This window comes from Paenisporosarcina antarctica (assembly GCF_004367585.1).
In the GTDB taxonomy this organism is placed as follows: domain Bacteria; phylum Bacillota; class Bacilli; order Bacillales_A; family Planococcaceae; genus Paenisporosarcina; species Paenisporosarcina antarctica.
In genome coordinates this window covers 2,289,596-2,313,268 of the sequence record NZ_CP038015.1, presented here as the reverse complement: position 1 = coordinate 2,313,268, position 23,673 = coordinate 2,289,596, and the positions used below count along the sequence as shown (strand labels likewise).

18 protein-coding genes are annotated in these 23,673 nt (G+C 37.6%); 14 read left to right on the top strand and 4 right to left on the bottom strand.

What is annotated here, in order from left to right:
- The first annotated feature begins 14 nt into the window (after positions 1–14).
- The 9 genes from E2636_RS11510 (at position 15) to E2636_RS11470 (ending at position 13,557) form a co-directional block, all read left to right on the top strand.
- Entirely contained in the window at positions 15–572 is a 558-nt protein-coding gene (locus E2636_RS11510) for a helix-turn-helix domain-containing protein (protein ID WP_134210315.1), read from the top strand.
- A gap of 56 nt (positions 573–628) precedes the next feature.
- Positions 629–1,267 (top strand): TVP38/TMEM64 family protein, encoded by a 639-nt coding sequence (locus E2636_RS11505; RefSeq protein ID WP_134210314.1) that lies wholly within the window; start codon positions 629–631, stop codon positions 1,265–1,267.
- Positions 1,264–1,836: a signal peptidase I gene (gene lepB, locus E2636_RS11500; RefSeq protein ID WP_134210313.1), complete on the top strand. Its 573-nt coding sequence runs from the start codon at positions 1,264–1,266 to the stop codon at positions 1,834–1,836. The genes E2636_RS11505 and lepB overlap by 4 nt, the downstream gene beginning before the upstream one ends.
- 146 nt (positions 1,837–1,982) lie before the next feature.
- Entirely contained in the window at positions 1,983–5,477 is a 3,495-nt protein-coding gene (addB, locus tag E2636_RS11495) for a helicase-exonuclease AddAB subunit AddB (protein ID WP_134210312.1), read from the top strand.
- Positions 5,461–9,174 carry a helicase-exonuclease AddAB subunit AddA gene (gene addA / locus E2636_RS11490; RefSeq protein ID WP_134210311.1) on the top strand — a complete coding sequence of 1,238 codons (3,714 nt, stop codon included), beginning with the start codon at positions 5,461–5,463 and terminating at the stop codon, positions 9,172–9,174. The genes addB and addA overlap by 17 nt, the downstream gene beginning before the upstream one ends.
- A 2-nt stretch (positions 9,175–9,176) precedes the next feature.
- Positions 9,177–10,367, top strand: coding sequence for a DUF418 domain-containing protein (locus E2636_RS11485; protein WP_134210310.1), 1,191 nt, complete (start codon positions 9,177–9,179; stop codon positions 10,365–10,367).
- Between the two features lie 42 nt (positions 10,368–10,409).
- Positions 10,410–11,312 carry a fumarylacetoacetate hydrolase family protein gene (locus E2636_RS11480; RefSeq protein ID WP_134210309.1) on the top strand — a complete coding sequence of 301 codons (903 nt, stop codon included), beginning with the start codon at positions 10,410–10,412 and terminating at the stop codon, positions 11,310–11,312.
- Positions 11,313–11,426: 114 nt separating this feature from the next.
- Complete coding sequence (locus E2636_RS11475; protein ID WP_134210308.1) at positions 11,427–11,807, top strand: YisL family protein; 381 nt, start codon at positions 11,427–11,429, stop codon at positions 11,805–11,807.
- A gap of 298 nt (positions 11,808–12,105) precedes the next feature.
- Complete coding sequence (locus tag E2636_RS11470) at positions 12,106–13,557, top strand: alpha-amylase family glycosyl hydrolase (protein WP_134210307.1); 1,452 nt, start codon at positions 12,106–12,108, stop codon at positions 13,555–13,557.
- Positions 13,558–13,751: 194 nt separating this feature from the next.
- Here the strand turns inward: E2636_RS11470 and E2636_RS11465 are convergent, their stop codons facing one another.
- The 3 genes from E2636_RS11465 to E2636_RS11455 are packed head-to-tail and all read right to left on the bottom strand — an operon-like array spanning position 13,752 to position 16,785.
- Positions 13,752–15,080, bottom strand: a complete 1,329-nt coding sequence (locus E2636_RS11465) for a CoA-disulfide reductase (RefSeq protein ID WP_134210306.1) — start codon at positions 15,078–15,080, stop codon at positions 13,752–13,754.
- Between the two features lie 16 nt (positions 15,081–15,096).
- Positions 15,097–15,951: a DegV family protein gene (locus E2636_RS11460; protein ID WP_134210305.1), complete on the bottom strand. Its 855-nt coding sequence runs from the start codon at positions 15,949–15,951 to the stop codon at positions 15,097–15,099.
- 21 nt (positions 15,952–15,972) lie between these two features.
- Positions 15,973–16,785, bottom strand: a complete 813-nt coding sequence (locus E2636_RS11455; protein WP_134210304.1) for a Cof-type HAD-IIB family hydrolase — start codon at positions 16,783–16,785, stop codon at positions 15,973–15,975.
- Positions 16,786–16,925: 140 nt separating this feature from the next.
- Between E2636_RS11455 and E2636_RS11450 the strand changes: the two genes are divergently transcribed.
- The 3 genes from E2636_RS11450 (at position 16,926) to E2636_RS11440 (ending at position 20,474) form a co-directional block, all read left to right on the top strand.
- Complete coding sequence (locus E2636_RS11450; RefSeq protein WP_134210303.1) at positions 16,926–17,699, top strand: prolyl oligopeptidase family serine peptidase; 774 nt, start codon at positions 16,926–16,928, stop codon at positions 17,697–17,699.
- A 48-nt stretch (positions 17,700–17,747) separates the two neighbouring features.
- The gene (locus E2636_RS11445) at positions 17,748–18,056 is read left to right on the top strand and encodes a metal-sulfur cluster assembly factor (protein WP_134210302.1); all 309 of its coding nucleotides are present in this window, start codon (positions 17,748–17,750) and stop codon (positions 18,054–18,056) included.
- A gap of 300 nt (positions 18,057–18,356) precedes the next feature.
- Complete coding sequence (locus E2636_RS11440) at positions 18,357–20,474, top strand: ATP-dependent Clp protease ATP-binding subunit (RefSeq protein WP_134210301.1); 2,118 nt, start codon at positions 18,357–18,359, stop codon at positions 20,472–20,474.
- An 85-nt stretch (positions 20,475–20,559) separates the two neighbouring features.
- On the opposite strand, the gene E2636_RS11435 is transcribed toward E2636_RS11440, so the two are convergent.
- Complete coding sequence (locus E2636_RS11435; RefSeq protein ID WP_017381575.1) at positions 20,560–20,748, bottom strand: DUF2929 family protein; 189 nt, start codon at positions 20,746–20,748, stop codon at positions 20,560–20,562.
- 189 nt (positions 20,749–20,937) lie between these two features.
- Here E2636_RS11435 and E2636_RS11430 point away from each other — a divergent pair, with 189 nt between their 5' ends.
- Positions 20,938–21,873: a beta-ketoacyl-ACP synthase III gene (locus tag E2636_RS11430; protein ID WP_134210300.1), complete on the top strand. Its 936-nt coding sequence runs from the start codon at positions 20,938–20,940 to the stop codon at positions 21,871–21,873.
- A gap of 252 nt (positions 21,874–22,125) precedes the next feature.
- The gene (fabF, locus tag E2636_RS11425; protein ID WP_134210299.1) at positions 22,126–23,361 is read left to right on the top strand and encodes a beta-ketoacyl-ACP synthase II; all 1,236 of its coding nucleotides are present in this window, start codon (positions 22,126–22,128) and stop codon (positions 23,359–23,361) included.
- Positions 23,362–23,673: the final 312 nt, after the last annotated feature.

The window sequence follows — 23,673 nt, the reverse complement described above, 5'->3', positions numbered from 1 at the left end:
TAAGAGGTGAGGGTATGAAACAAATGAGTCGTAATTTAGGTGTGCAACTTAAAAAAGTTCGACATCAACGTGGCATGAGTTTAGATGATATTGCGAAATTAACAAATGTCAGTAAAGCTCAGCTTGCACAAATGGAAAAAGGGGAGTCAAACCCAACAGTATCGACAATTTGGAAGATTGCGAATGGCTTAAAGATTAGCTTTTCCTCTTTGCTCCAATCCTCTAAATCTATGTCAAAAAAAATATCCCCTTCAGAGATTCCGTTTTTAACTGAAGACGATGGACGGTATAGAGTCTTTTCAATTATTCCATATGATCCAAAACGTGGATGGGAGTTTTACAGAATTGAGTTAGACCCTCAATGTTCATACGAAAGTATTCCTCATATGGAGGGAGTAGAAGAGTCGTTAACGATTGTCGATGGAGAAATGAATATAATTTTTGAAACTGAAACAGTGCATTTACAAAAGGGAGACACACTGGTGTTTGCAGGAAATCAAACTCACCAATATGTGAATACCTGTGACACACTGTCAATCATACATATGATCATTCATTATCAGGATGTTTGATGAATGTTAGTCTCGGGAAAACTGATGGACAACTACTACTTTGAGGATGAGGAACAATGTTCGATTGGTTAACAGCTGAAAATTTATTAGAACTGACTAGAGAATATCGATCACTTGGACCTATCATCGGATTTTTATTACCTTTCCTAGAAGCATTTTTACCGTTTTTACCGCTATTTGTATTTGTTTTTGCGAATGCTAGCGCATATGGTTTATGGATAGGTTTTTTATTATCTTGGGCTGGTACGACAGTTGGCTCATACTTAGTCTTTATCATTATTCGGAAATATGGTCGTGCACGATTTCTTCGTTTTATGACTAAACATGAACGAGTTCAAAAATTAATTAAGTGGATTGAAAAAAATGGATTTGGTCCACTATTTTTATTACTATGTTTTCCGTTTTCACCATCAGCGCTTGTTAATGTTGTAGCAGGCTTATCTGACATGAAAAAGAAGACCTATTTATGGGCATTACTGGCCGGGAAATTTGTGATGATTTTAACAATTAGTTTCATTGGTTATGACATAAAAGCACTTATCACACAACCTATTCGAACAGCTATTGTAGTAGCGGTTATTGTGTTGTTATGGCTTATAGGTAAACAAATTGAAAATAGGTTAAATGCTCGAGTGGAAGCAGACTTTCGCATGATTCAAAAAGAGCGACAAGAGAGGAAGGGGCCCACGATTTGAATACGTTGAAACAGGAGACTTGGGAATGGGCTAAAGCAATTGTTATTGGAATAATTGTTATTATTGTCATTCGCTCATTTGTTGTAACAAATTATTCGGTTTCTGGTCAATCGATGGACCCTACACTTCAAAGTTCAGATAAAGTATTAGTGAGTAAAATTTCTTATTCAATTGGAGACATCAATCGTTTAGATGTGTTAGTTTTTCATACAGACGCAAATGAAGATTATGTAAAACGGGTGATTGGAATACCAGGAGATCTAATTTCGTATGACAATGACATGCTCTTTGTAAATAAAAAACGTGTGGAAGAACCATATTTAAAATCATTTATTGCCTATCATAATCCAGATGAACGTTTGACAGAAAATTTCACGCTTAAAGAAATAACAGGAAATGTTCGTGTTCCGAATAATTCTTATTTTGTACTAGGTGACAATCGCAGAGAGAGTTTGGATAGTCGTTATTTTAAGTTTGTAAAAAAAGAAGACATCGTCGGAAAAGTAGTTGCTAGATACTGGCCTCTTGAAACGGCAACTATTAATTTTATTGGTAAAAATCCCGAATAATTTCCACCTCTCACAGTAGTTATGTACAATAGAGGTAGAACATTTTCGGGATTTTTATTTGTTGAAAAAGGTTGTTAAAGTAGGAGCGACATAATGTTGCTGCTGAATAGCATGTTTGAACTAATACTAAAAAAGGGGGCATTCATGTGTCACTTCGATTGATAACTGGACGAGCTGGTGTAGGGAAATCTGAACTAATAAGAGATGAAGTTGCGCAAGCGTCAATGAATAATCCACTTGGAGCACCTATTTTCTTTGTCGTACCTGATCAAATGTCGTTTTCCACTGAATCAGCATTATCGACAACTGGGCAAGTAAACGGAATTATTCGAACGCAAGTTACAACCTTTAAAAGGCTCGCTTGGCGTGTATTGCAAGAAACTGGTGGAATCAGCCGACAAGAGATAAGTGGCTTTGGCTACCGTATGTTAATTCGTAGATTGCTAGAAGAACATAAAGAAGAATTATCGCTCTTTAAACAAGCTGCAAATAAACGAGGCTTTACGGATCAAATGGAAATGTTATTAAAGGAATTTACTCGCTACTGTCTTGATTATGACACCTTGCATTCACTTGAAGAATCTCTAAAGCAAATGGATGCCCCTCGTACACTTCAAGACAAAACTCATGACTTGTCCGTTTTACTTCGAGCATTAGAAGAACGCCTCGGAACTGCGTATATAGATAGTGAAGGGTATTATGCTTTGTTGTCAAAGCAGATTCGGGATTCCGTAATTATTGCTGAATCTGATATTTATGTGGATGGTTTTGTGACCATGACTTCGCGAGAGTACGAAATTTTAGGCGAGTTGATGAAACATGCGAAACGCGTTACCATTGCGCTTCCACTAGATGATGAAATACAAGATTTAATGGATGACCAATCTCTTTTTCATGGTGCCGCAAAAACGGCTGAACGATTAAAAGAAATGGCTCGAGAAAGCTCTGTTTCAATTGAACTATCTGTCCATTTAAGTGAAAATAAACGATTTAAAAACAATGAAATAAAACATATCGAAGCGAACTTACATAGCTATCCCGCTCCAGCAATAGATGATCATGAGCATGTCCATGTGATTGAAGCTGACAGCCGTCGCGCAGAAATTCATGCGGTAGCAAGACATATTAGACGACTCGTGCGAGATGAACAGATGCGCTATCAAGACATCGCCGTTCTTTATAGACAAGCTGAGGTCTATGATGAACTAATTGAAACCACATTTGCACAATACGATATTCCGGTATTCATTAACCGGAAAAAAGCGATGCTTCATCATCCATTAATTGAATTTAGTCGTTCTGCATTTGAAGCGGTTTTGAGTGACTACCAATACGAACCTATGTTTAGAGCGATAAAAACAGATTTATTTTTCCCTCTTCAATCAAATATACAGATTTGGCGTGAACGTGCGGATCGCTTAGAGAACTTCGTTATATCTCAAGGGATTTATGGAGAACGATGGACAGATGAACGACGCTGGTTCGTCAAAAAGTATCGAGGACTCGAATTTCACTCAAAAGCACAAACCGATGAAGAACGAGCTATCCAAGCGGACATAACAGCTGTGCGAGATTTCGTGTTAAACCCACTTGAAGAGTTTGCTAAAAAGATTAAAGTGAGTGAGACAGGAAAGTCAGTAGCACAAGCACTATTTGAATTGATGGAAAGTCTACAAGTTTACGAAAAGTTACAAGTGTTAAAAGATCATGAAAATGAACAAGGTCATCTCTTGCTTGCAACTGAACATGATCAAGCTTGGTCACAATGGATAGACGTATTGGATCAATTTGTATTGATGTTTGGTGATGAAAATTTAACACCTAAAGAAAGTCTACGTCTACTTGAAGAAGGATTTGACACACTGGAGTTCTCTCGCATTCCACCTTCACTTGATCAAGTAACAGTCGCTACGGTTGATTTATCTCGCTTGTCTAATATTCGATCAGCCTTTGTCGTGGGTGTAAATGACGGTGTATTTCCAAAGCGCTTAGAACAAGAAGGATTACTGTCAGATACAGAACGAGAATGGTTTATGCAAATTGGATTTGAACTTGCACCAACGTCTAAAATGCGTCTGATGGATGAATCGTATATGGCATACCGTGCTGTGACAACTGCTTCTGAAAAACTTTTTGTGTCTTATGCAGTGGCTGATGAAGAAGGCAAAGCACTACTGCCATCTACTTACATTAAGCGACTACAGCAATTATTACCGAATATAGAAGTTGAAGTCGCAGTTATTGATCCAGCCGTGTTAAAAGAAAGTACCATTGATTACATTCAACACCCACGTACAACTCTGCCATTTATGGCAACGAAATTAAAGCAATCGACAGTAGAAGGAAACCTAGAAGAAGAATGGCTAGCTGTTGCTTCATATTATAAAAACGATCCATTTTGGCAGAGTATTTTCGAGCGTGTCATAAAACCAATTGCCAAGCCAATAAAAGCACAACGTTTAGATCGTGATACTACAAATGCTTTATATGGTGACTCATTTACATCGAGTGTTTCTCGTGTTGAGAAATATTACAGTTGTCCTTTTGCCCACTTTGTGACATATGGATTGCGTTTAGAAGAACGTGGACAATATCTGCTCGAAGCACCAGCAATCGGAGATTTATTCCATGCTTCTTTAAAATGGATTGCAGACGAAACGCAGCGACTTGGATTAACTTGGGCTCAACTTTCAACTACTCAAGCTTGGAATTTGGCGAGACAAGCAGTTGATGCGATTTCACCTCACTTCGTGCATCAAATTTTACTAAGTTCAAGAAGATACCAATACATTCAACGCAAGCTTGTTCAAATATTACAACGAACGATGACGACGTTGCGAGATCATGCGAGTGTTTCAACATTTGTACCCATTGCTATCGAAGCAGGATTTGGTCCAGGAGAAGAATTGCCAACACTTGAAATTCCACTTAAAAATGGTCACATGATGAAAATGCGCGGACGAATCGATCGCGTGGATGCTGCAGTTATTGAAGGGCAGCAGTTTGTCCGTATAGTCGATTACAAATCATCCGCTAAAGGGCTTGATCTAAATGATGTGTACTACGGCATTTCTTTGCAAATGCTGACGTATTTGGACGTTGCTGTATCAAACTCCATGATTTGGTTAGGACAGCAAGCAGACCCAGCTGGTGTGTTATATGTTCATGTTCATAACCCTATGTTGAAATTAGCAAAGGAACTATCTGACATGGATTTAGCAGAAGAAGTGTTTAAGAAATATAAAATGCGTGGCTTACTAGTCGACGATGCACATGTTTTAAATGAAATGGATACGGAAATTTCCGGAACATCTAAAGTTATTCCAGCACGAATTAATAAAGATGGGTCCATTTCAAAAGCTTTTTCGAAAGTCGTGTCTGCGGAAGATTTGGCAAACCTGCGAACTTTTGTACGAACCAAGCATCAACAAGCTGGAGATGGCATGTTGTCAGGAGATACACGCGTTTTACCTTATCGCATGAAAGATAAAACAGCTTGTGACTATTGTAATTTCCGAAGTGTGTGTCAGTTTGATCCAACTGATGTTGACCAACAGTATCGTAAACTAGCAATTGCCACACCTGAAGAAATCACGCAAAGAATTAAAGAGGAGGTCACGCCACATGTTGATACCCACTAAACCACAAGACGTCACTTGGACAGATGCTCAGTGGCGCTCCATATTTGCAGAAGGGCGTGACGTCCTAGTATCTGCAGCCGCAGGGTCAGGAAAAACTGCTGTTCTTATTGAACGTTTAATTCGAAAAATGATCCGACAAACAAATCCTATTGATGTAGATGAATTATTAGTTGTAACGTTTACCAACGCTTCTGCAGCTGAGATGCGTCATCGAATGGCGGAAGCTTTAGAAAAAGCACTCGCTTTAGATCCGACATCAAACCATTTAAGAAGACAGCTAAGCTTGTTAAACAAGGCACAAATCTCCACACTGCATTCATTTTGTTTATCCATCGTCAAACAGTACGCGTATGTGCTAGATTTGGACCCAGGATTTAGACTTGCAAATGATGCAGAGGCTGCACTGATTCGTGACGACGTATTAGCAGAGGTTTTGGAAGTTGCATATAAAGCCGATAATCCGCTAGAGATATACCGACTAGTGGATAGTTTTACGACAGACCGTGACGATCAAATGATTGAAACACTGATTGATAAATTGCATTTTGCTGCTAGTGTTCACCCTGAACCTAAGAAATGGTTACTGGCGATTCCAGAAAATTATGATGTACCTGACAATATGGAAATAGATGACCTCCCATTTATCGATGCGCTTAAATTAACCATTCAGCATACTCTTGAAGAAGCTTACGGTATGACGGAAGAAATGCGTCAATTGGCCTTGCAACCGGCAGGTCCCGCTCCTTACGGGACCACAGTAGAGCAAGATCAACTATTGATTGCAGAAGCAATTCGTCGTATCTCTACACAGCCATGGACATCGACCTTTGACTACTTCCAAAGTATAAAATTTGCTACAGCAGCTCGCATTCCGAAAGACACTTTTGATGAAGAACTCATTAAAAAAGCAAAAGACAAGCGAGATCAATTAAAGAAACGCGTGAATGGCGTGAAAGATGCTTATTTCACACGGAGACCCGAGCGATTACTCCAAGAAATGAGGCTCATGCATCCGATTCTCAAAACATTAGTCGAGTTAACTCTTGCCTACGGTGAACAGTACCGTGCTGCTAAAAATGAGCGAGGAATTGTTGATTTCTCAGACCTTGAGCATTTTGCTCTACAAATTTTGACCAAGGAAGAAAATGGTCAGCTCATTCCTTCAAACATTGCGCAAGATGTAATGGGGCAGTTTAAAGAAGTGTTGGTGGATGAATATCAAGATACGAATCGCTTGCAAGAAACCATTTTACAAATTGTTAAAACTGGAACTGCAGCAAATGGCAATATGTTTATGGTAGGAGACGTAAAACAATCGATATACCGCTTCCGTTTAGCAGAACCCATGCTATTCTTGGCAAAGTATTTGACGTTTACAACAGAGGCTTTACATACAGGCGTCAAAATCGACTTAAATGCCAACTTCCGAAGTCGTCCGGAAATTTTACACGCGACTAATTTTATCTTTTCTCAAATCATGGGGGAGCGTGTTGGTGAAATTGAATATGATGAAGCGGCTGCTTTAAAACCAGGAGCTCCGTTCCCTAATAAAAAGTCTGCAGTAGAGCTTACCCTTCTATCACAGCAACAAGAAGAATTGGTAAGCGAAGAATCAGAAGCGAATGAAGAGATTCAAGAACTGGAAGAATTAAAAAAATCACAGTCGGAAGCACGCTATATCATCGGTAAAATCCGTAAATTAATGGATGATAAAACCATGGTGATGGATCCATGGACAAAAAATGAACGTCTTCTCGAATATGCCGATATTGTCATTCTGATGAGATCGATGACATGGTCAGCTGATTTAACTGAAGAGTTTAAACAAGCTGGAATTCCACTATATGCGAATCTATCCAAAGGTTATTTTGATGCACTCGAAGTGATGATTATGTTAAATACATTGCGAATAGTCGATAATCCGTATCAAGATATCCCATTAGCATCTGTTCTGAGGGCACCATTTGTCGGCTTAACTGAATCTGAACTTTCACAAATCCGTCTATCTGCACCGAAAGAGCCGTTTTATGAGGCACTTAAAAACTTTGTGCATTCTGGTGGTAGTGGAATTAACCAGGCTACAGCTGAAAAATTACAACGCTTCTTCTTACATTATGAAGAATGGCGTGATTTGGCACGTAGAGGGTCATTAGCGGATTTAATTTGGCGGATCTACATGGATACCCATTATTACGAAATGGTTGGTGCGATGCCAGGAGGTAAGCAACGTCAAGCAAACTTACGAGCGTTGCATGACCGTTCATTATCTTATGAGAAATCTTCTTTCCGAGGGTTATTTCGTTTTCTACGTTTTATTGACCGAATGAAAAAGCGTGGAGATGATTTAGGGACTGCACGTGCTATGAGTGAAAAAGAGAACGTCGTCCGTCTCATGACCATTCACTCTTCTAAAGGACTTGAATTTCCATATGTATTCATTGCTGGTTTAGGACGAGATTTTAATCAAATGGATTTTAATGAGTTATATTTATTTGACCAAACATTTGGCTTAGCTGTAAAAGCGGTGGATCCAGAAAAACGTATTTCTTATACATCGCTTCCTTTTTTAGCAATAAAAGAAAAGAAACAAATGGAGTTGAAATCAGAAGAAATGCGTGTCTTATACGTAGCCATGACACGGGCAAAAGAAAAGCTCATGCTTGTTGCTACGGTCAAAGATGTAGAAAAATCCATAAGTAAGTGGCAAGATATCGCGAGTATTGAAGGTCATATGTTACCAGAGTATGTTCGTTCACGGGCCAAAGGTTTTTTAGATTGGATTGGACCTGCAGTAGCTAGACATCACGACTTTGCATTGTGGCAAGGACAGTCACATACACATGTGATGCAACATCCATCACAGTGGTCATTTGAGTCAATCTTTGTGGAGGACTTACGTCAAATTAACGCACTAGAAGAACCTTCGGAATCACTTACTACGAGTGAAGATAAAGTGCTTTCTAAAGATATGCTGTCAGAAGTAGAGCGTCGGTTTAATGCGGTGTATTCTCATGAGAGATCTATTACCAAACGCTCGAAACAATCGGTAAGTGAGCTGAAGCGACTCGATCAATTGCGCAAAGAAGATGAACCTGAATTTTTTAGACCTAGTCAAGTACAACAGGCTATTTCTAGCATTTACAAACGCCCAGCTTTTCTACAACAAGGCGAGCGCAAACTTTCAAGTGCAGAGATCGGGACAGCGATGCACACGGCGATGCAACATGTAGACATTCATTTAGATCCTACGAACAAAGCCATTGAAGGATTTATACACCAACTTGCAGACAAACAGTTGTTAACTATAAACGAAGCGGGAGCAATAAAAGTAGATGCAGTTAAAGCATTTCTACATTCACCAATTGCTTCTCGCCTACGTCAAGCTTCACAACAATTGCGTGAAGTACCATTTACTTATGGTTTGAAAGATGAAGATGGTGACATTCAATTATTACAAGGAATCGCAGATTGTTTATTTCAAGAAGCGGATGGAGAATGGATACTTCTTGACTATAAGACAGATAAAATTAAAGGTGTACTCATAACAGAAGCAGCCATTTTACGGGAAATGCATCATCGCTATGGATTACAGTTAGCGCTATATCAACAAGCGATAGAGAATATTTTATCAATTACAATCAAAGAGAAAATACTGTACTTGTTTGACTCTGATCAGACAATTGTACTGGAGGATTAATTGTGAAGGTTCGACCTACTGAATTACAAGAACGAGTAATAGCAATTGATATGATGAGAGGTTTCTCGTTACTTGGTATTTTTATCGTCAATATGCTAGCTTTCCATACACCCTATTACTACATAAATCCCTATACTTGGTATACAGATCCGAGTGATATAGATACATTTCAATGGATAGACATCGCCTTACAAGGGAGTGTTTATCCGTTGTTCGCGATGCTGTTTGGTTATGGATTAACCATGCAATTTATTAAATCACAAGAACGAGGCATGTCGTTTATTGCACTTGGTATACGTAGATTAAGTGTGTTGTTCATTATTGGTATTATTCACGCTTTTCTTTTATGGTCTGGTGATATATTAATTACCTACGCACTTAGTGGTTTTATTGTTATCTTTTTATTACGACTGTCGCGTGTTTGGTTACTGGTGATTGCACTTACGCTATACGCTATTCCAAATATGGGACTTGCGTTATTAACTTATATTTATGTAGCTTCAGACGGAGTTTTTTATTCAGGCATACAAGAAATGGAAGCGTCAGTCGTTGCATTTAGTACAGGTTCTTGGACAGATATATTTGCTCAAAGAGCTGCGGATTGGAGTTATGCAAATATTGAGTCTGGCGCATTGTTTTTAATTGGCATTACCATTTTGCCTTATATGTTACTTGGAGTAGTGGCTGCGAAGAGTAAATTAATTGAACGTACATCTGACAAGTTACCGTTTTGGTTTGTACTCACTTTAGTAACTTTAGTCGTAGGCTATGCGATTAAAGTTCTGCCATTTTTTATTGAACCAAATTTTTATTATATGTATGTTCAAGATATATTTGGAGGCCCATTAGTAGCTATTGGGTACGCGGGATTAATTACGATGCTCTGCCAATTATCTATGTTCCGAAAACTATTTAACCCAATAGCAAAAGTAGGACGCATGTCAATGACTACCTATTTAACGCAGTCTTTAATTGCGACCACGATATTCTACTCTTACGGATTAGGTTTTTACGGAAAAATGGATTTAGTGACAGGAACCTGGATGGCAATTGGAATCTTTATCATTCAACTGATTTTTGCTGAAATATGGTTCTCTAAATTTAATCAAGGACCTGTCGAAATCATATGGAAAAGAGCAACATATGGCAAAAAAATAAATAAAAACGATGAAAAGAATGATGAAGTGTCGTAAACTGAATTAAACAAATTCATTTTTTAGAAGGAGTGTCATTGTATGAAAATATTATCTTATCGTTTTGAAGGTCAAATCAGTTTTGGTCCTAAGGTTAAAAAGGAAGAAGCTGTTTGGGACGTTTTAGCCATACAAGACACGCTTCAAGTATTACCAAGTTTTCCAACAACAATTGTTGAAGGAATTGCGAACGGGATGGATTTTGTAGAACAAATGAGAAAGCTTGCAGAAGCGGCATCGAAGTCTGAAGAACCAACTCAATTTAAGCGGACATTCTCAAGTATTGAATGGCTGTCACCCATTCCACGTACACCTAAAAATATTTTTGGTGTCGGGCGAAATTACGCAGATCATGCAAAAGAAATGGGTTTAGAAGTAGCTCCAGAAAATTTGATGATTTTCACAAAATCACCTACTACGATTGCAGCTGATGAAGAAACATTGTCTGTTCATTCGAACGTCACTTCATCTTTTGATTATGAAGGGGAATTAGCCGTTGTAATTAGTAAAAAAGGTGACAATGTTCCAAAGAAATTAGCGTATGACCATATCTTTGGTTATACCATTGCGAATGATTTAACAGCTCGTGATCTTCAATCGAAACATCAACAATTTTTCTTAGGGAAAAGTTTGAAAGGCTCATGTCCTATGGGTCCTTATATAGTAACGAAAGATGAATTACCTGATCCACAAAGTTTATCAATTGTGACAAAAGTGAATGATGAACTGCGTCAAAATGGGCATACGAGAGATATGATTTTCTCTGTAGAGGAATTAATCGCACAAATTTCTGCTCTCGTGACGCTTGAACCAGGTGATGTGATTTTAACTGGTACCCCTTCTGGTGTTGGAAAAGGATTTAATCCTCCTAAGTTTTTAGCAGCAGGGGATACAGTGAAAATATCGGTCGAAGGAATCGGGACGTTATCTAATCGATTCGAGTAACATACACAGTGTTCATGGAATGGTCAACAAGCTAGCTTATTCATAACTCTGTAAGAACTCGACTTATGATAGGATAGATTAGAACTATTAATTAGATTAGATGAGGTGAGATTTTTGGATTTTTTAGCTAGCACACACTTACACATTGCCACTTGGGCAATTGGCATTATTTTGTTCCTTATCGCTGCTATTTTAACAAACGGCAGTAAAGGACAAAAAATTACTCATATGGTGTTACGATTATTTTATGTGTTCATCATCATTACAGGTATTGCATTATTCATCGAAGGCATGAACTTCGATATGGGAATGCTTTATGGATTGAAATTAATTGGAGGCATTTTGGTCATCGGGATGATGGAAATGGTTTTAGTTCGCTCGAAAAAACACAAGCCAACAACTATGTTCTGGATTTTGTTGTTTGTCTTCTTGTTTATCACAATGTTCTTAGGTTTCAAATTACCAATGGGCTTTAACTTTTTAGCTAGCATGTAGGTTTAAATGTAGAATTACTGAAGCCATCTTATCTGAAAGTAGATAAGATGGTTTTTTAGATACTTTTAGAGTGAGCAATGTCTTCTTAGTTGGAAAAATGTCTTGCAAGTTGGAGAATTTCGAGTCCAATTTCTAATAGGAATATAATGATTATCAAATTTTAATAGCCAATGATTATATCTAGCACATGATTTTCACAGGTTTGACCTATATTTATGTGAATTCTTTGTAAAACATGGCGAGTCTCAGTTCTGTTTGGTAAAATTACGAATGAAGATTCGTTAGAGGAGGACCTCACATGAAGGTAAATATATGGATAAGCACTACTATTATTTTAACGTTAATTATAAGTTTGATTGTTCCGCTAAATACACATGCAGAAGCAAGAAATACCATTCAAGACGAAAGTATATATGATTTATTAGTTGATCGATACTTTAATAAAACGATGGAAAATGATTTTGAAGTAGATACAAGAATACCAGGAGCATTTGCAGGTGGAGATTTCATGGGTGTGGCGGAAAAGTTGAGTCACATCAAAAGAATGGGTTTTTCACTAGTATCAGTTGGGCCAGTTTTTGCTAGTGATACATATGATGGTAAACGTGTAGTAGATTACGGCATGTTAGAACGTCATTTTGGGACGTCTGAAGAATTTAACACATTAATTGATAATATGCATGATGAGAAAATGGGAATCATTGTTGATTTCCCTATACAAAATGTAAGTTCTGAACACGTTTTAGCTTCTGATGCGAACAACGCATCGTGGGTCATCAACAATACAGATGGTACGACTTCTTGGGATTTAACAAATGAAGATGCACAACAAGCGATAATTGAGGCAGCTTTAACATTTGTACAAGAGTATAATATTGATGGAATTCGTTTCACGTCAATTGAAGGTGTAGACATGAACTTTTTAAATTCAGTGATTGAAACACTTAAAAAAGAAAATGAAGACCTATATGTACTTAGCAATGAACAAAGTGATGCGAATTTTGATGCGAAAGTGTTGAATGATCAAGAAGAAATGCATCGAAATGTATTTAAAACTGTAGATCAAGAGACATCTCAAATGGCACAGACATCTGTTGGAGAACCAATTATTCAACAAATCGACTCAATTGATACTCAACGTTTTACAATGGATGCGACAGAAGCGAATATGTTTCCACCAACACGCTGGAAAATGGCAATGGCTACTTTATTGTCGATTCCTGGGGTTCCAGTGATGACTTACGGGTCTGAAATTGCAGTAAACGGGGCACAGCCGCCTGAATCACATCCAATTTATAACTTTAAAACCGATGAAGAATTAATTGAATTTATCGAAGATGTTCAGTACCTTCGAAATAAATCAGCTGCTCTTCGTACTGGCTTGATGGAAATGTTGCATAATGAAGATGGCTTCATGATTTATAAACGTTCTAATGAAGAAGAAACTTGGATTGTCGTAATTAATAATTCTAGTAAAACTCAGAGTTTTACTTTATCAAAAGAAGTAATTGGTGATAATAAAGAGCTTCGTGGTTTATTTGAAAGTGATGTCTTAAGACAAAAAGATGATGGCAATTATCGACTTGTATTAGATCGGGAAATCGCAGAATTTTACACAGTGACTGATGAAAAAGGGTTGAACAAAGGGTATATAGCAGCGCTCATTTTAGCTAATATCTTATTTTTAACTTTTATCTATCTCGTATGGAGAAAAGGAAAGCAACAAAAACACGATACTAAGAATAATTAAATTAAAATCGCTTGAGACTGTTTATGTCTCAAGCGATTTTTCAAGAGATAAAAAAGTATGAATTTTTTCGAAATGCTCTTTCGAATTGAGCGCAGCTATTTTAAGCTACAAGTGGTATGAGGTCAGAAATGCTTATTTTCGCATTTCATCTTTCCTTCAGCGATGTAGGCTTAGAGTAGCGCTTTCCATTTTTCTTACTTTGCGCGGTATCCAACCATATTTATCGGATCTTTTGGTGCTGAATAGGGAGGGGCATATGCTAGTTCTAGTGCTTGTAAATCATCGACTGTAAGCCCTGCATAAATAGCAGTTGCTAGGACGTCAATACGTTTATCGACACCTTTTCCACCAACTACTTGTGCACCTAAGACTTTACGTGAGGATGGGTCATAATGGATTTTCAAGAAAATTTTCGAATGGTCCGGATAGTAGCCAGCATTCGAAAGTGATTTTTGACTGACACTTGTATAGTCTATTTGATTAACAATTAGTGTTTGTTCATTTAATCCTGTAGATGCTACTGACAGAGAAAATACTTTACAAATGGATGTTCCTAATAAACCTTTAAAAGGAATCTTTTCACCTGAAATATGCTTCGCCACAATGTAAGCCTGTCGATGAGCGGGCCAGGCTAAAGGTACACGTTTAGCATCTCCGGTAATAAAGTCTATGTTCTCAGCAGCATCACCAATCGCATAAATAGAGGGATCGTTAGTTTGTAAATATTCATTCGTCACAATTCCACGAGTTTTACCAATTGTTAATTCAGCATTTACAGCTAGGTCTGTACTTGGAGCGACACCGATACACATTAAAATAAAATCGGCTTCAAGTTTTTCGCCTAAATCAAGATCAATGTTTCGATTTGACACGTTGCTTATGAAATTGTTTTTATAAATTGTAACACCATGGTCTTGTAGTTCCTTTTCAATTACTTCTGCGATATCAATATCTAGTATGTTCATTACTTGATGTGATTTTTCTACGATGGAAACAGTCAAACCTAGTTGAACCAAATTTTCTGCCATTTCTAGCCCAATGAATCCTGCACCAACAATGACACAACTCTTTGGTTTTTTTGTTGTGATATAGTGATTGATTCTTTTCATATCGCTAAAGTTTCGTAATGTGAACATAGTGGTGCTTTCTAATCCAGTCGTTTTCGGAACAATCGGTGTGCCTCCAGGCGATAAAATAAGCAAATCATACGATTCTTCAAAAGTTTGTTGTGTTTCTAAATTTAATACTTCTACCACTTTTTGTTGTCGATTAATATTCGTTACACGATGTTTTAAATGTACATCAATATTTCGTATTTCTTTAAATTCTTCAGGTGTTGTGGCAAGAAGATCATCGGCCTCTTTAATTTCTCCACCGATAACATAAGGCATTCCGCACGCTGCATAAGACATCGTTTCATCCTGGTCGAATATAACAATTTTAGCTTCTTTTTCATAAAAACGAATTTGGGAAGCGACAGTCGCACCACCAGCAACTGCCCCTATGACAACGATTTTTTTCATCATTACACGTTCCTTTCTATGGTTGTAATTGATTTAAAAAGAATACACCTAACGTTCCGGGACCAGTATGAGCACCAATTACGGAGCCAATTACATGAATTTCAGTTTCCTTAGGATGGAACGTTTCTTCCACCAATAATTTCATTTCAAGTGCAAAAGCCTCATCATCACCATGACAGATGGCAATAGTTTGTTCACTAAGTTTTTCGCCGCGCTCTTCCATAAGCTCAATTATGCGTTTCATTACTTTTTTACGGCCTCTTAATTTTTCGATTGGTACCAGCTTTCCATTTTCCACTTGAAGGAGGGGTTTAATGTTTAACAATCCCCCGATGACCGCACTCGTCTTTGAAACACGTCCGCCTCGAGCCATATAATCTAAATCTTCAACTGTAAACAAATGCTCCATATGCTTTGCTTTAAAACGAATGATTTCCTCTATTCGTTCTAATGGTTCACCTACAGATTTTAGACGTGCTGCCTCCTTTACAAGTAATCCACAGCCAAGGGAAGCACATTGAGAATCTATAATCGTTAATTTAATATTCGGGAAATCCTCTTTCACCTGTTCGCGAATCATGACCGCTGTATTATGAGTACCAGAGAGTTGTGACGAGAAAGCGATATAGAGTCCTTCTTCTCCGGACTTAGCCAACTCTTCAAAAAGCGTCAAGAATTGCTCTGGTGAAGCTTGAGAAGTTTTTGGTTGTTTCCCCTGGCGAATTTCTGTATAAACTTGTTTTGCTTCAATTGTCGTGATATCTAAGTATTCTGTTTCATCAATATGAACACGTAATGGAATCAAGGTGACTGAATTTTTTTCATAAAAGGATTTCGGTAAATCACAAGCACTATCTGCAAATATTCTCATCTAAATCCCCCTGTATCTCTATTATAATGACAATTTTAATCGCTCAATTAAGAACTCTGAAATACCATCTTCATTATTTGTGCCTGTAATTTCATTAGCAATATTTTTAAGTGGGGAAATGGCATTTCCCATCGCAACACCTGTTCCAGCGTATTCAATCATTTCTAAATCATTATCTTCATCACCAAACGCAATAATTCGTTGTTGTGGAATATTAAAGTATTTCGAAACCTGTGAAAGTCCAACCGCTTTATTAAGTCCACTTCGCACAATTTCAATTACGTGCCAAGGTGCACCCCACCGTCTATGATCAATTACTTCAGCATGTACATCATGCAAATGCTTTCGAATCGCAGGAACTTCATGTTCCTCTGCATGAATAAGTAAACTAGTTGGGTCAGTTTTTAAATAATTACGAATGTCTCCAGTTGTCACATGGGGTTTTCCAAAGCTAAATACATCGAGTAATTTCTCGTCATGGTAGTGTAAATATACATCATCCATGACTTCTGCCACAATATTATAGAATTTATAATCGTGAACAGCATCAATGACTTCTTTCACTACCTCGAGTTTAATGGGTTCGTGAATGGAGGTAAATTTGTTGTCAGTTGGATGATGCACAAATGCTCCATTAAAATTAACAATTGGTGTTTGCAATTTTAATTGGTGGTAGTAAACTTCACTAGCACGGTAGGGTCTACCTGTAGCAATCATAATTTCATGACCTTGTTCTCGCGCTTTAAATAGTGTTTGTAAAGTCTTTTCTGAAATGACTTTATCATCAGTTAATAAGGTACCATCTAAATCTAAAACAATTAAATGAGGTTGCATATAAAATGACTCCTTTCCTTCTATAAAGTAAATTGTATCGTCACAACCATCTCTTAGTCAAAAATATCCAACCTGAATTTTGAACTTTATCAATTACTTTGCTACGATAACAAGTAATAGATGTAGAGGAAGTGGGCAACATGAAAGTAGTAAATGAACGGTGGGGAAATATTCCACTATTACACGTATATAGAGAATCGGAAATAGAAAAACAAGTTCCAGTCGTGATTTTTCTTCATGGTTTCACTAGTGCAAAGGAGCATAATCTACATTATGCCTACCAATTAGCGGAGAAAGGGTTACGTGTTTTATTGCCCGATGCGCATTTACATGGCGAACGACAAAAATCACTAGATGAAGTAGAGCTGTCATTACGCTTTTGGGAAATTACTTTAACATCTATTGAAGAGGTGAATCTTTTACGTGGTGAACTAGTTGAACGAAACTTAATTGGTAATGACACGAAAATTGGACTAGCTGGGACGTCAATGGGTGGCATTGTCACATTAGGCTGTTTAAATGTTTATCCTTGGATTGACACAACCGCTGTTATGATGGGTTCTCCGAGCTATGTACATTTAGCAAAGGCTCAAATGTCTCAATATGAGGCGCGCGGTTTTAAATTGCCAATTACGGATGCTGAAAGGAAGAAAATGTTAGCAACATTAAGTGGATTCGACATCACGTTAAATCCGGATGCATTAAATGGTCGTCCTGTATTCTTCTGGCATGGCAAGGAAGACAATGTAGTTCAGTATGAACCGACATTTAATTTCTATAACTCACAAAAGAAATTGTATGATCATGATCCACAACGTTTTCAGTTTATGACTGATAAAACTGCGAGTCATGCCGTTTCAAGAAAAGGTATGCTTGCAGCGACCGATTTCGTTGCACACTATTTGTCTCTATAAGCTGTATTTGTTATGATGGATATAGAATAGTTAGAAAGGGGTATGAACATGGATCAAGATATGCGCGATAGTATGATGGGTGCACTAGAAACTGTTATCGATCCAGAGCTTGGTATTGATATTGTAAACCTCGGCCTTGTCTATGATGTAGATTTAACAGAAGACGGCTTTGCAGTAGTAACAATGACATTAACGTCACTTGGTTGCCCAATGGGACCAATGATTGTCGATATGGTCAAAACATCTTTATATGATTTACCAGAAGTAAAAGAAGTCGATGTCAAGATAGTATGGACACCAGCATGGTCGAAAGACAATATGTCCCGCTACGCAAAAATGGCACTCGGTGTAAGATAAACAATAATTAAAAGCCCCACTTACTGTTAGTTTCACAGTAAGTGGGGCTTTTTTTGGTAGTAAATGGGTGAATCCGATTAAAGTGGCGTTGAAGCCGAATAAAAGGCTCGTCAAGCCGAATAAAATTCAGTTGTAGCGGATTAAATCAGTCACGAAGCCGATTAAAACTTAGTTGTAGCGGAATAAACCAATCTTGAAGCAAATTACTCAATGAAAAGCAATTTTCTTTACAGTTTCTCTCCAATAAATGTATAATTAATTCAAAGGTCAAAATTGGTCAAACAAAGGAGTGTAGTGTATATGCAACAACAACAAGAACAAAAAAGACCGCTTGAATTATATGGTCGTAACTTAGTAGAACTAGCTAGAAAAGGCAAGATGGATCCTGTTATTGGTCGTGATCAAGAAATACGTCATGTCATCAGAATTCTTTCAAGAAAAACAAAAAACAATCCAGTCCTTATTGGAGAACCTGGTGTGGGTAAAACGGCCATTGTGGAAGGATTAGCTCAGCGAATCGTGCGTAAAGACGTACCAGAAGGCTTAAAAGAACGTGATATTTATGAATTAGATATGGCTTCTCTTATTGCTGGTGCAAAATATCGAGGAGAATTTGAAGAGCGCTTACAAGGAGTGTTAAAAGAAGTAAAAGAAAGTGAAGGGCGTATCATTCTTTTCATTGATGAAATTCATACCATTGTCGGGGCTGGGAAAACTGAAGGGGCAATGGATGCAGGGAATATGTTAAAACCGATGTTGGCGAGAGGTGAGTTACATTGTATAGGTGCAACCACACTTGATGAATACCGTATAAATATCGAAAAAGACAAAGCATTAGAACGACGTTTTCAACAAGTATTAGTTCGTGAACCTTCAGTTGAAGATACCGTTTCTATTTTACGAGGATTAAAAGAACGTTTTGAATTGCATCATGCAGTGCGTATTCATGATCGTGCCATCGTTGCTGCAGCACAATTGTCTGATCGATATTTAACAGAACGATTTTTACCCGACAAGGCAATCGATTTAGTCGATGAAGCGTGTGCAATGATTCGTACTGAAATTGATTCTATGCCACAAGAACTCGATGAAGTGACGCGTCGAATGATGCAACTTGAAATTGAAGAACAAGCACTAATGAAAGAAAAAGATCAAGCAAGTAAACAGCGCTTAGCTAATTTACGTAATGAACTAGATTCTTTAAAATCTTCAACTGAGAAAATGCGCAATCAATGGACAACAGAAAAAGAGTCATTACAATTCATCCAAAAGAAGCGGGAGCTCCTGGACATTCATCGTCGCGATCTAGAAAGTGCAGAAAATAGTTATGATTTAAATAAAGCGGCAGAACTTCGTCATGGTAAAATGCCGAAACTCGAAAAAGAGATAGCTGCTCTCGAAATAGCTCTTGAAGCGTCGTCAGACAACCGATTGCTTCGTGAAGAAGTGACTTCTGAAGAAATCGCATCTATTGTTTCCCGTTGGACCGGAATTCCAGTGACAAAACTTGTTGAAGGAGAGCGAGATAAACTCCTCAGACTAAAAGAAACGCTACAAGAACGTGTAGTTGGTCAAGATCAAGCAGTGCAGTTTGTAACAGAAGCAGTTTGGCGTGCTCGAGCAGGTATTAAAGATCCATCAAAACCAATCGGCTCATTCTTATTCCTTGGACCAACAGGCGTAGGGAAAACAGAACTTGCGAAAGCATTAGCCGCAAATTTATTTGATTCAGAAGATCATTTCATTCGTATTGACATGTCTGAATATATGGAAAAACATAGTGTATCACGTCTTATAGGAGCACCTCCTGGTTACATTGGGTATGAAGAAGGTGGTCAACTGACAGAGATGGTTCGACGTAATCCATATTCAGTGGTGTTGCTTGATGAAATTGAAAAAGCTCATCCAGATGTCGCGAATATTTTGCTCCAACTTTTAGACGATGGACGCATAACAGATAGTCAGGGTCGAGTGGTCAATTTCTCTAATACGGTTGTCATTTTGACATCAAATATTGGTTCTCAGTATTTACTAGAAGGTGGAGACCAAGCAGAATCATTAGTGATGTCAGCCCTTCGATCACATTTTAAACCAGAACTATTGAATCGGATGGATGAAATCGTCTTATTTCATTCGTTAAACGAGTCTCACTTCAATGCAATTACAGAGAAGTATTTAGCTCAGTTGGCGAAGCGACTAAAAGAACAGGAAGTCAACGTAATGTTTTCACAACAATTAATTGATTGGGTAGTGGCTGAAGGAACAGATACAGCATTTGGAGCACGACCTTTGCGTCGTTTTATTCAACGACATGTGGAGACAGCTCTAGCAAAGGCGTTACTCGGTGGAGAATTAAAACCAGGTAGTATGGTTGATGTAACCGTATTAAATGGTTCAGTAGAAGTTAATTTGAAATAAAAAAAGGTTTCATCTGAAGTAATTACTTCAGATGAAACCTTTTTTAAATGAATATAGCGCCGGTCTAGAGTGACGCTGTTGGGTATTAATGATCTTCTGTAACCACTGGGTCGTTTGGAATAATCGCAGCAATGATATAAATAATTACGGTAACTGCAAGCGAAATATATACGCCTAATAGAAAATCAAAAGGAACATTTGCAACTGAACTAACTACATAATTCAGCATTGTAATAAGTAAAAAAGACCAAACTAATGTAAGAATAATTTTCATGTGATTTCACCTCAAGCAGACTATTTATTAATACCATCATATCATAGGAGCCAATTGTGACAAAGTATCTTTTCGAATTATCTGAAGAAGTTTGGCAAATTCGTGGCGATGTATTGAAATACCAACCGAAATTCGTTATAATTGTTACCAGGTACTAATAGAAGATAACAAATGAAATGAGGGTGAAATATGGATGTGGGAATGATTGGATTAGGAAGATATCTGCCTGAGCGAGTTGTTACAAACTTTGATTTGGAAAAACAGATGGATACAACTGATGAATGGATTCGTACTCGTACAGGTATAGAAGAGCGAAGAATTGCAGACGATAATGTTAATACTTCTGATATGGCAATCGAAGCAGCAAAAGAAGCACTAGAAGACGCTGGAATTGAAGCACATGAAATCGGCTTAATTATAGTCGCAACTGTCACACCAGATACGCCATTTCCAAGTGTAGCTACGATGGTTCAAGATAAAATTGGAGCTAAAAACGCTGCTGCAATGGACGTTTCTGCAGCATGTGCAGGTTTTATTTATGGAGTTGTTACAGCCAAACAATTTGTTGAGTCGGGTGTATATTCATATGTTTTAGTAGTTGGTGTGGAAAAACTTTCAAAAATCACAAACTATGATGATCGTAATACTGCTGTATTATTTGGAGATGGAGCTGGCGCAGCTGTAATTGGTAAAGTCTCTAAAGGACGTGGTATTTTATCATTCGAACTTGGAGCAGACGGTTCTGGTGGGAAACATTTACTACAAAACGGACCTCATCTTGAAATGAATGGTCGAGAAGTCTTTAAATTTGCCGTTCGTCAAATGGGAGAATCAGCAGAAAATGTTATAACTAAAGCGGGTCTATCAAAAGAAGAAGTAGATTTCTTAGTTCCTCATCAAGCAAATATTCGTATTATGGAGGCTTCTAGACAACGACTCGGTTTACCTGAAGAAAAAATGTCTAAAACCATTAAGCAGTTTGGTAATACGTCATCTTCTTCCATCCCAATTGCTCTGAAAGAAGAAATTCTCTCAGGAAAAGTAAAAGATGATGATGTAGTTGTACTTGTAGGCTTTGGCGGAGGATTAACATGGGGTGCAATCTGCTTGAAAATGGGTAAATAGATAGTTATTCCTGCAGTTTTTATGAAAGATTGAAAGAAAAAAATTTTATGAGATGGTTTAATAATTGGATATTATTTGGAATCACCTCTTTATAAAGAGGTTCCAAATAATTTCCAACTAATTTATTTTGTGAGAAAAATCTATGCTAATCCTACAATTTCCAGTTATTTTTTTTTGAACATATTTATATAGGAAGAAAGACAATAATAATGGCTACATATTTTAGGTTTAACTTGAAGGGAGAATATAATCATGACAAAGCGTCGTGTTGTAATAACAGGAGTAGGGGCGGTAACTCCGCTTGGTAATAATATTGAAACGACTTGGGCAGGTATAAAAGAAGGTAGATCTGGTGTTGGACCAATAACACGTGTAAATGCAGATGATTTCCCCGCAAAAGTAGCAGCTGAAGTAAAAGATTTTGATATTGAAGCGTATGTAGATCGTAAAGAAGGACGTAAAATGGATCGCTTTACACAATTTGCATTAGCCGCTTCTATTATGGCCATGAAAGATGCAAATTTAGAATTAACCCCTGAACTTGGTCTTCGTACGGGAGTTTGGATTGGATCAGGTATTGGTGGGATGGAAACGTATGAAGCACAATTCCGTAATTTTCTTGACCGCGGTTATCGTCGAGTGAGTCCGTTCTTAATTCCTATGATGATTCCTGATATGGCAGCAGGACAAGTATCCATTTATTTCGGAGCAAAAGCAATGAACTCATGTACAGTAACAGCCTGTGCATCAGGTACTAACTCAATAGGTGATGCGTTTAAAGTAATTGAACGTGGGGAAGCTGATGTGATGATTTCTGGTGGAGCTGAAGCACCTGTAACGAATATGTCAGTTGCTGGATTCTGTTCAAACACTGCTCTGTCACTTAACAAAGATCCTCAAACTGCTTCACGTCCATTTGATGCAAACCGAGATGGATTTGTAATTGGTGAAGGTTCAGGTATCGTGATTTTAGAAGAGTATGAGCATGCTAAAGCACGTGGTGCAAGAATTTATGCTGAAATTATTGGCTATGGTTCAACAGGTGACGCCCATCATATTACAGCACCAGCTCCTGATGGGGAAGGTGCTGCTCGAGCAATGAAACAAGCGCTTGCAGATGCTGGAATTAATCCTTCACAAGTGGATTACATTAATGCACATGGAACAAGTACTCCATATAATGATCAATTTGAAACAATGGCGGTTAAATCGGTATTTGGTGAACATGCTTACAAACTTGCTATGAGTTCAACGAAATCAATGACAGGACATTTACTAGGAGCAGCTGGTGGGATTGAAGCAGTCTTCACAGCTCTTGCTATACACGAAAGTATTTTACCTCCAACAATGAATTTAGAAAATCCAGATCCAATTTGTGACTTGGATTATGTTGCGAATGCAGCACGTAATAAAGAGATTGAATACGCAATGAGCAATTCTCTAGGTTTTGGTGGTCATAATGCAAGCTTACTATTTAAAAAAATATAACCACATTTATCTCCTCTCTTGAGGAGATTTTTTTTATGCTTGAACCCCTTAAATTACTAAATATTTGAACGATTTTACAAATGACCTACTCTTATCCTTCAGAATTCTTCCTTCTCCATTCCACACTATTATTGCAAAGCATAGAATTAATTCTATTCTTTAGTAGAAGCATTTGAATTTACAAACTACAATTTTCAATGAAAAATAATAATTATTTTTATTATTACGGATTCCGTACTAAACCTTGGTACTCCTAACATTATTCAAAAAAAGTAATTACAAAATAAAGTAAAAACAGGAAAATCTAAAAAA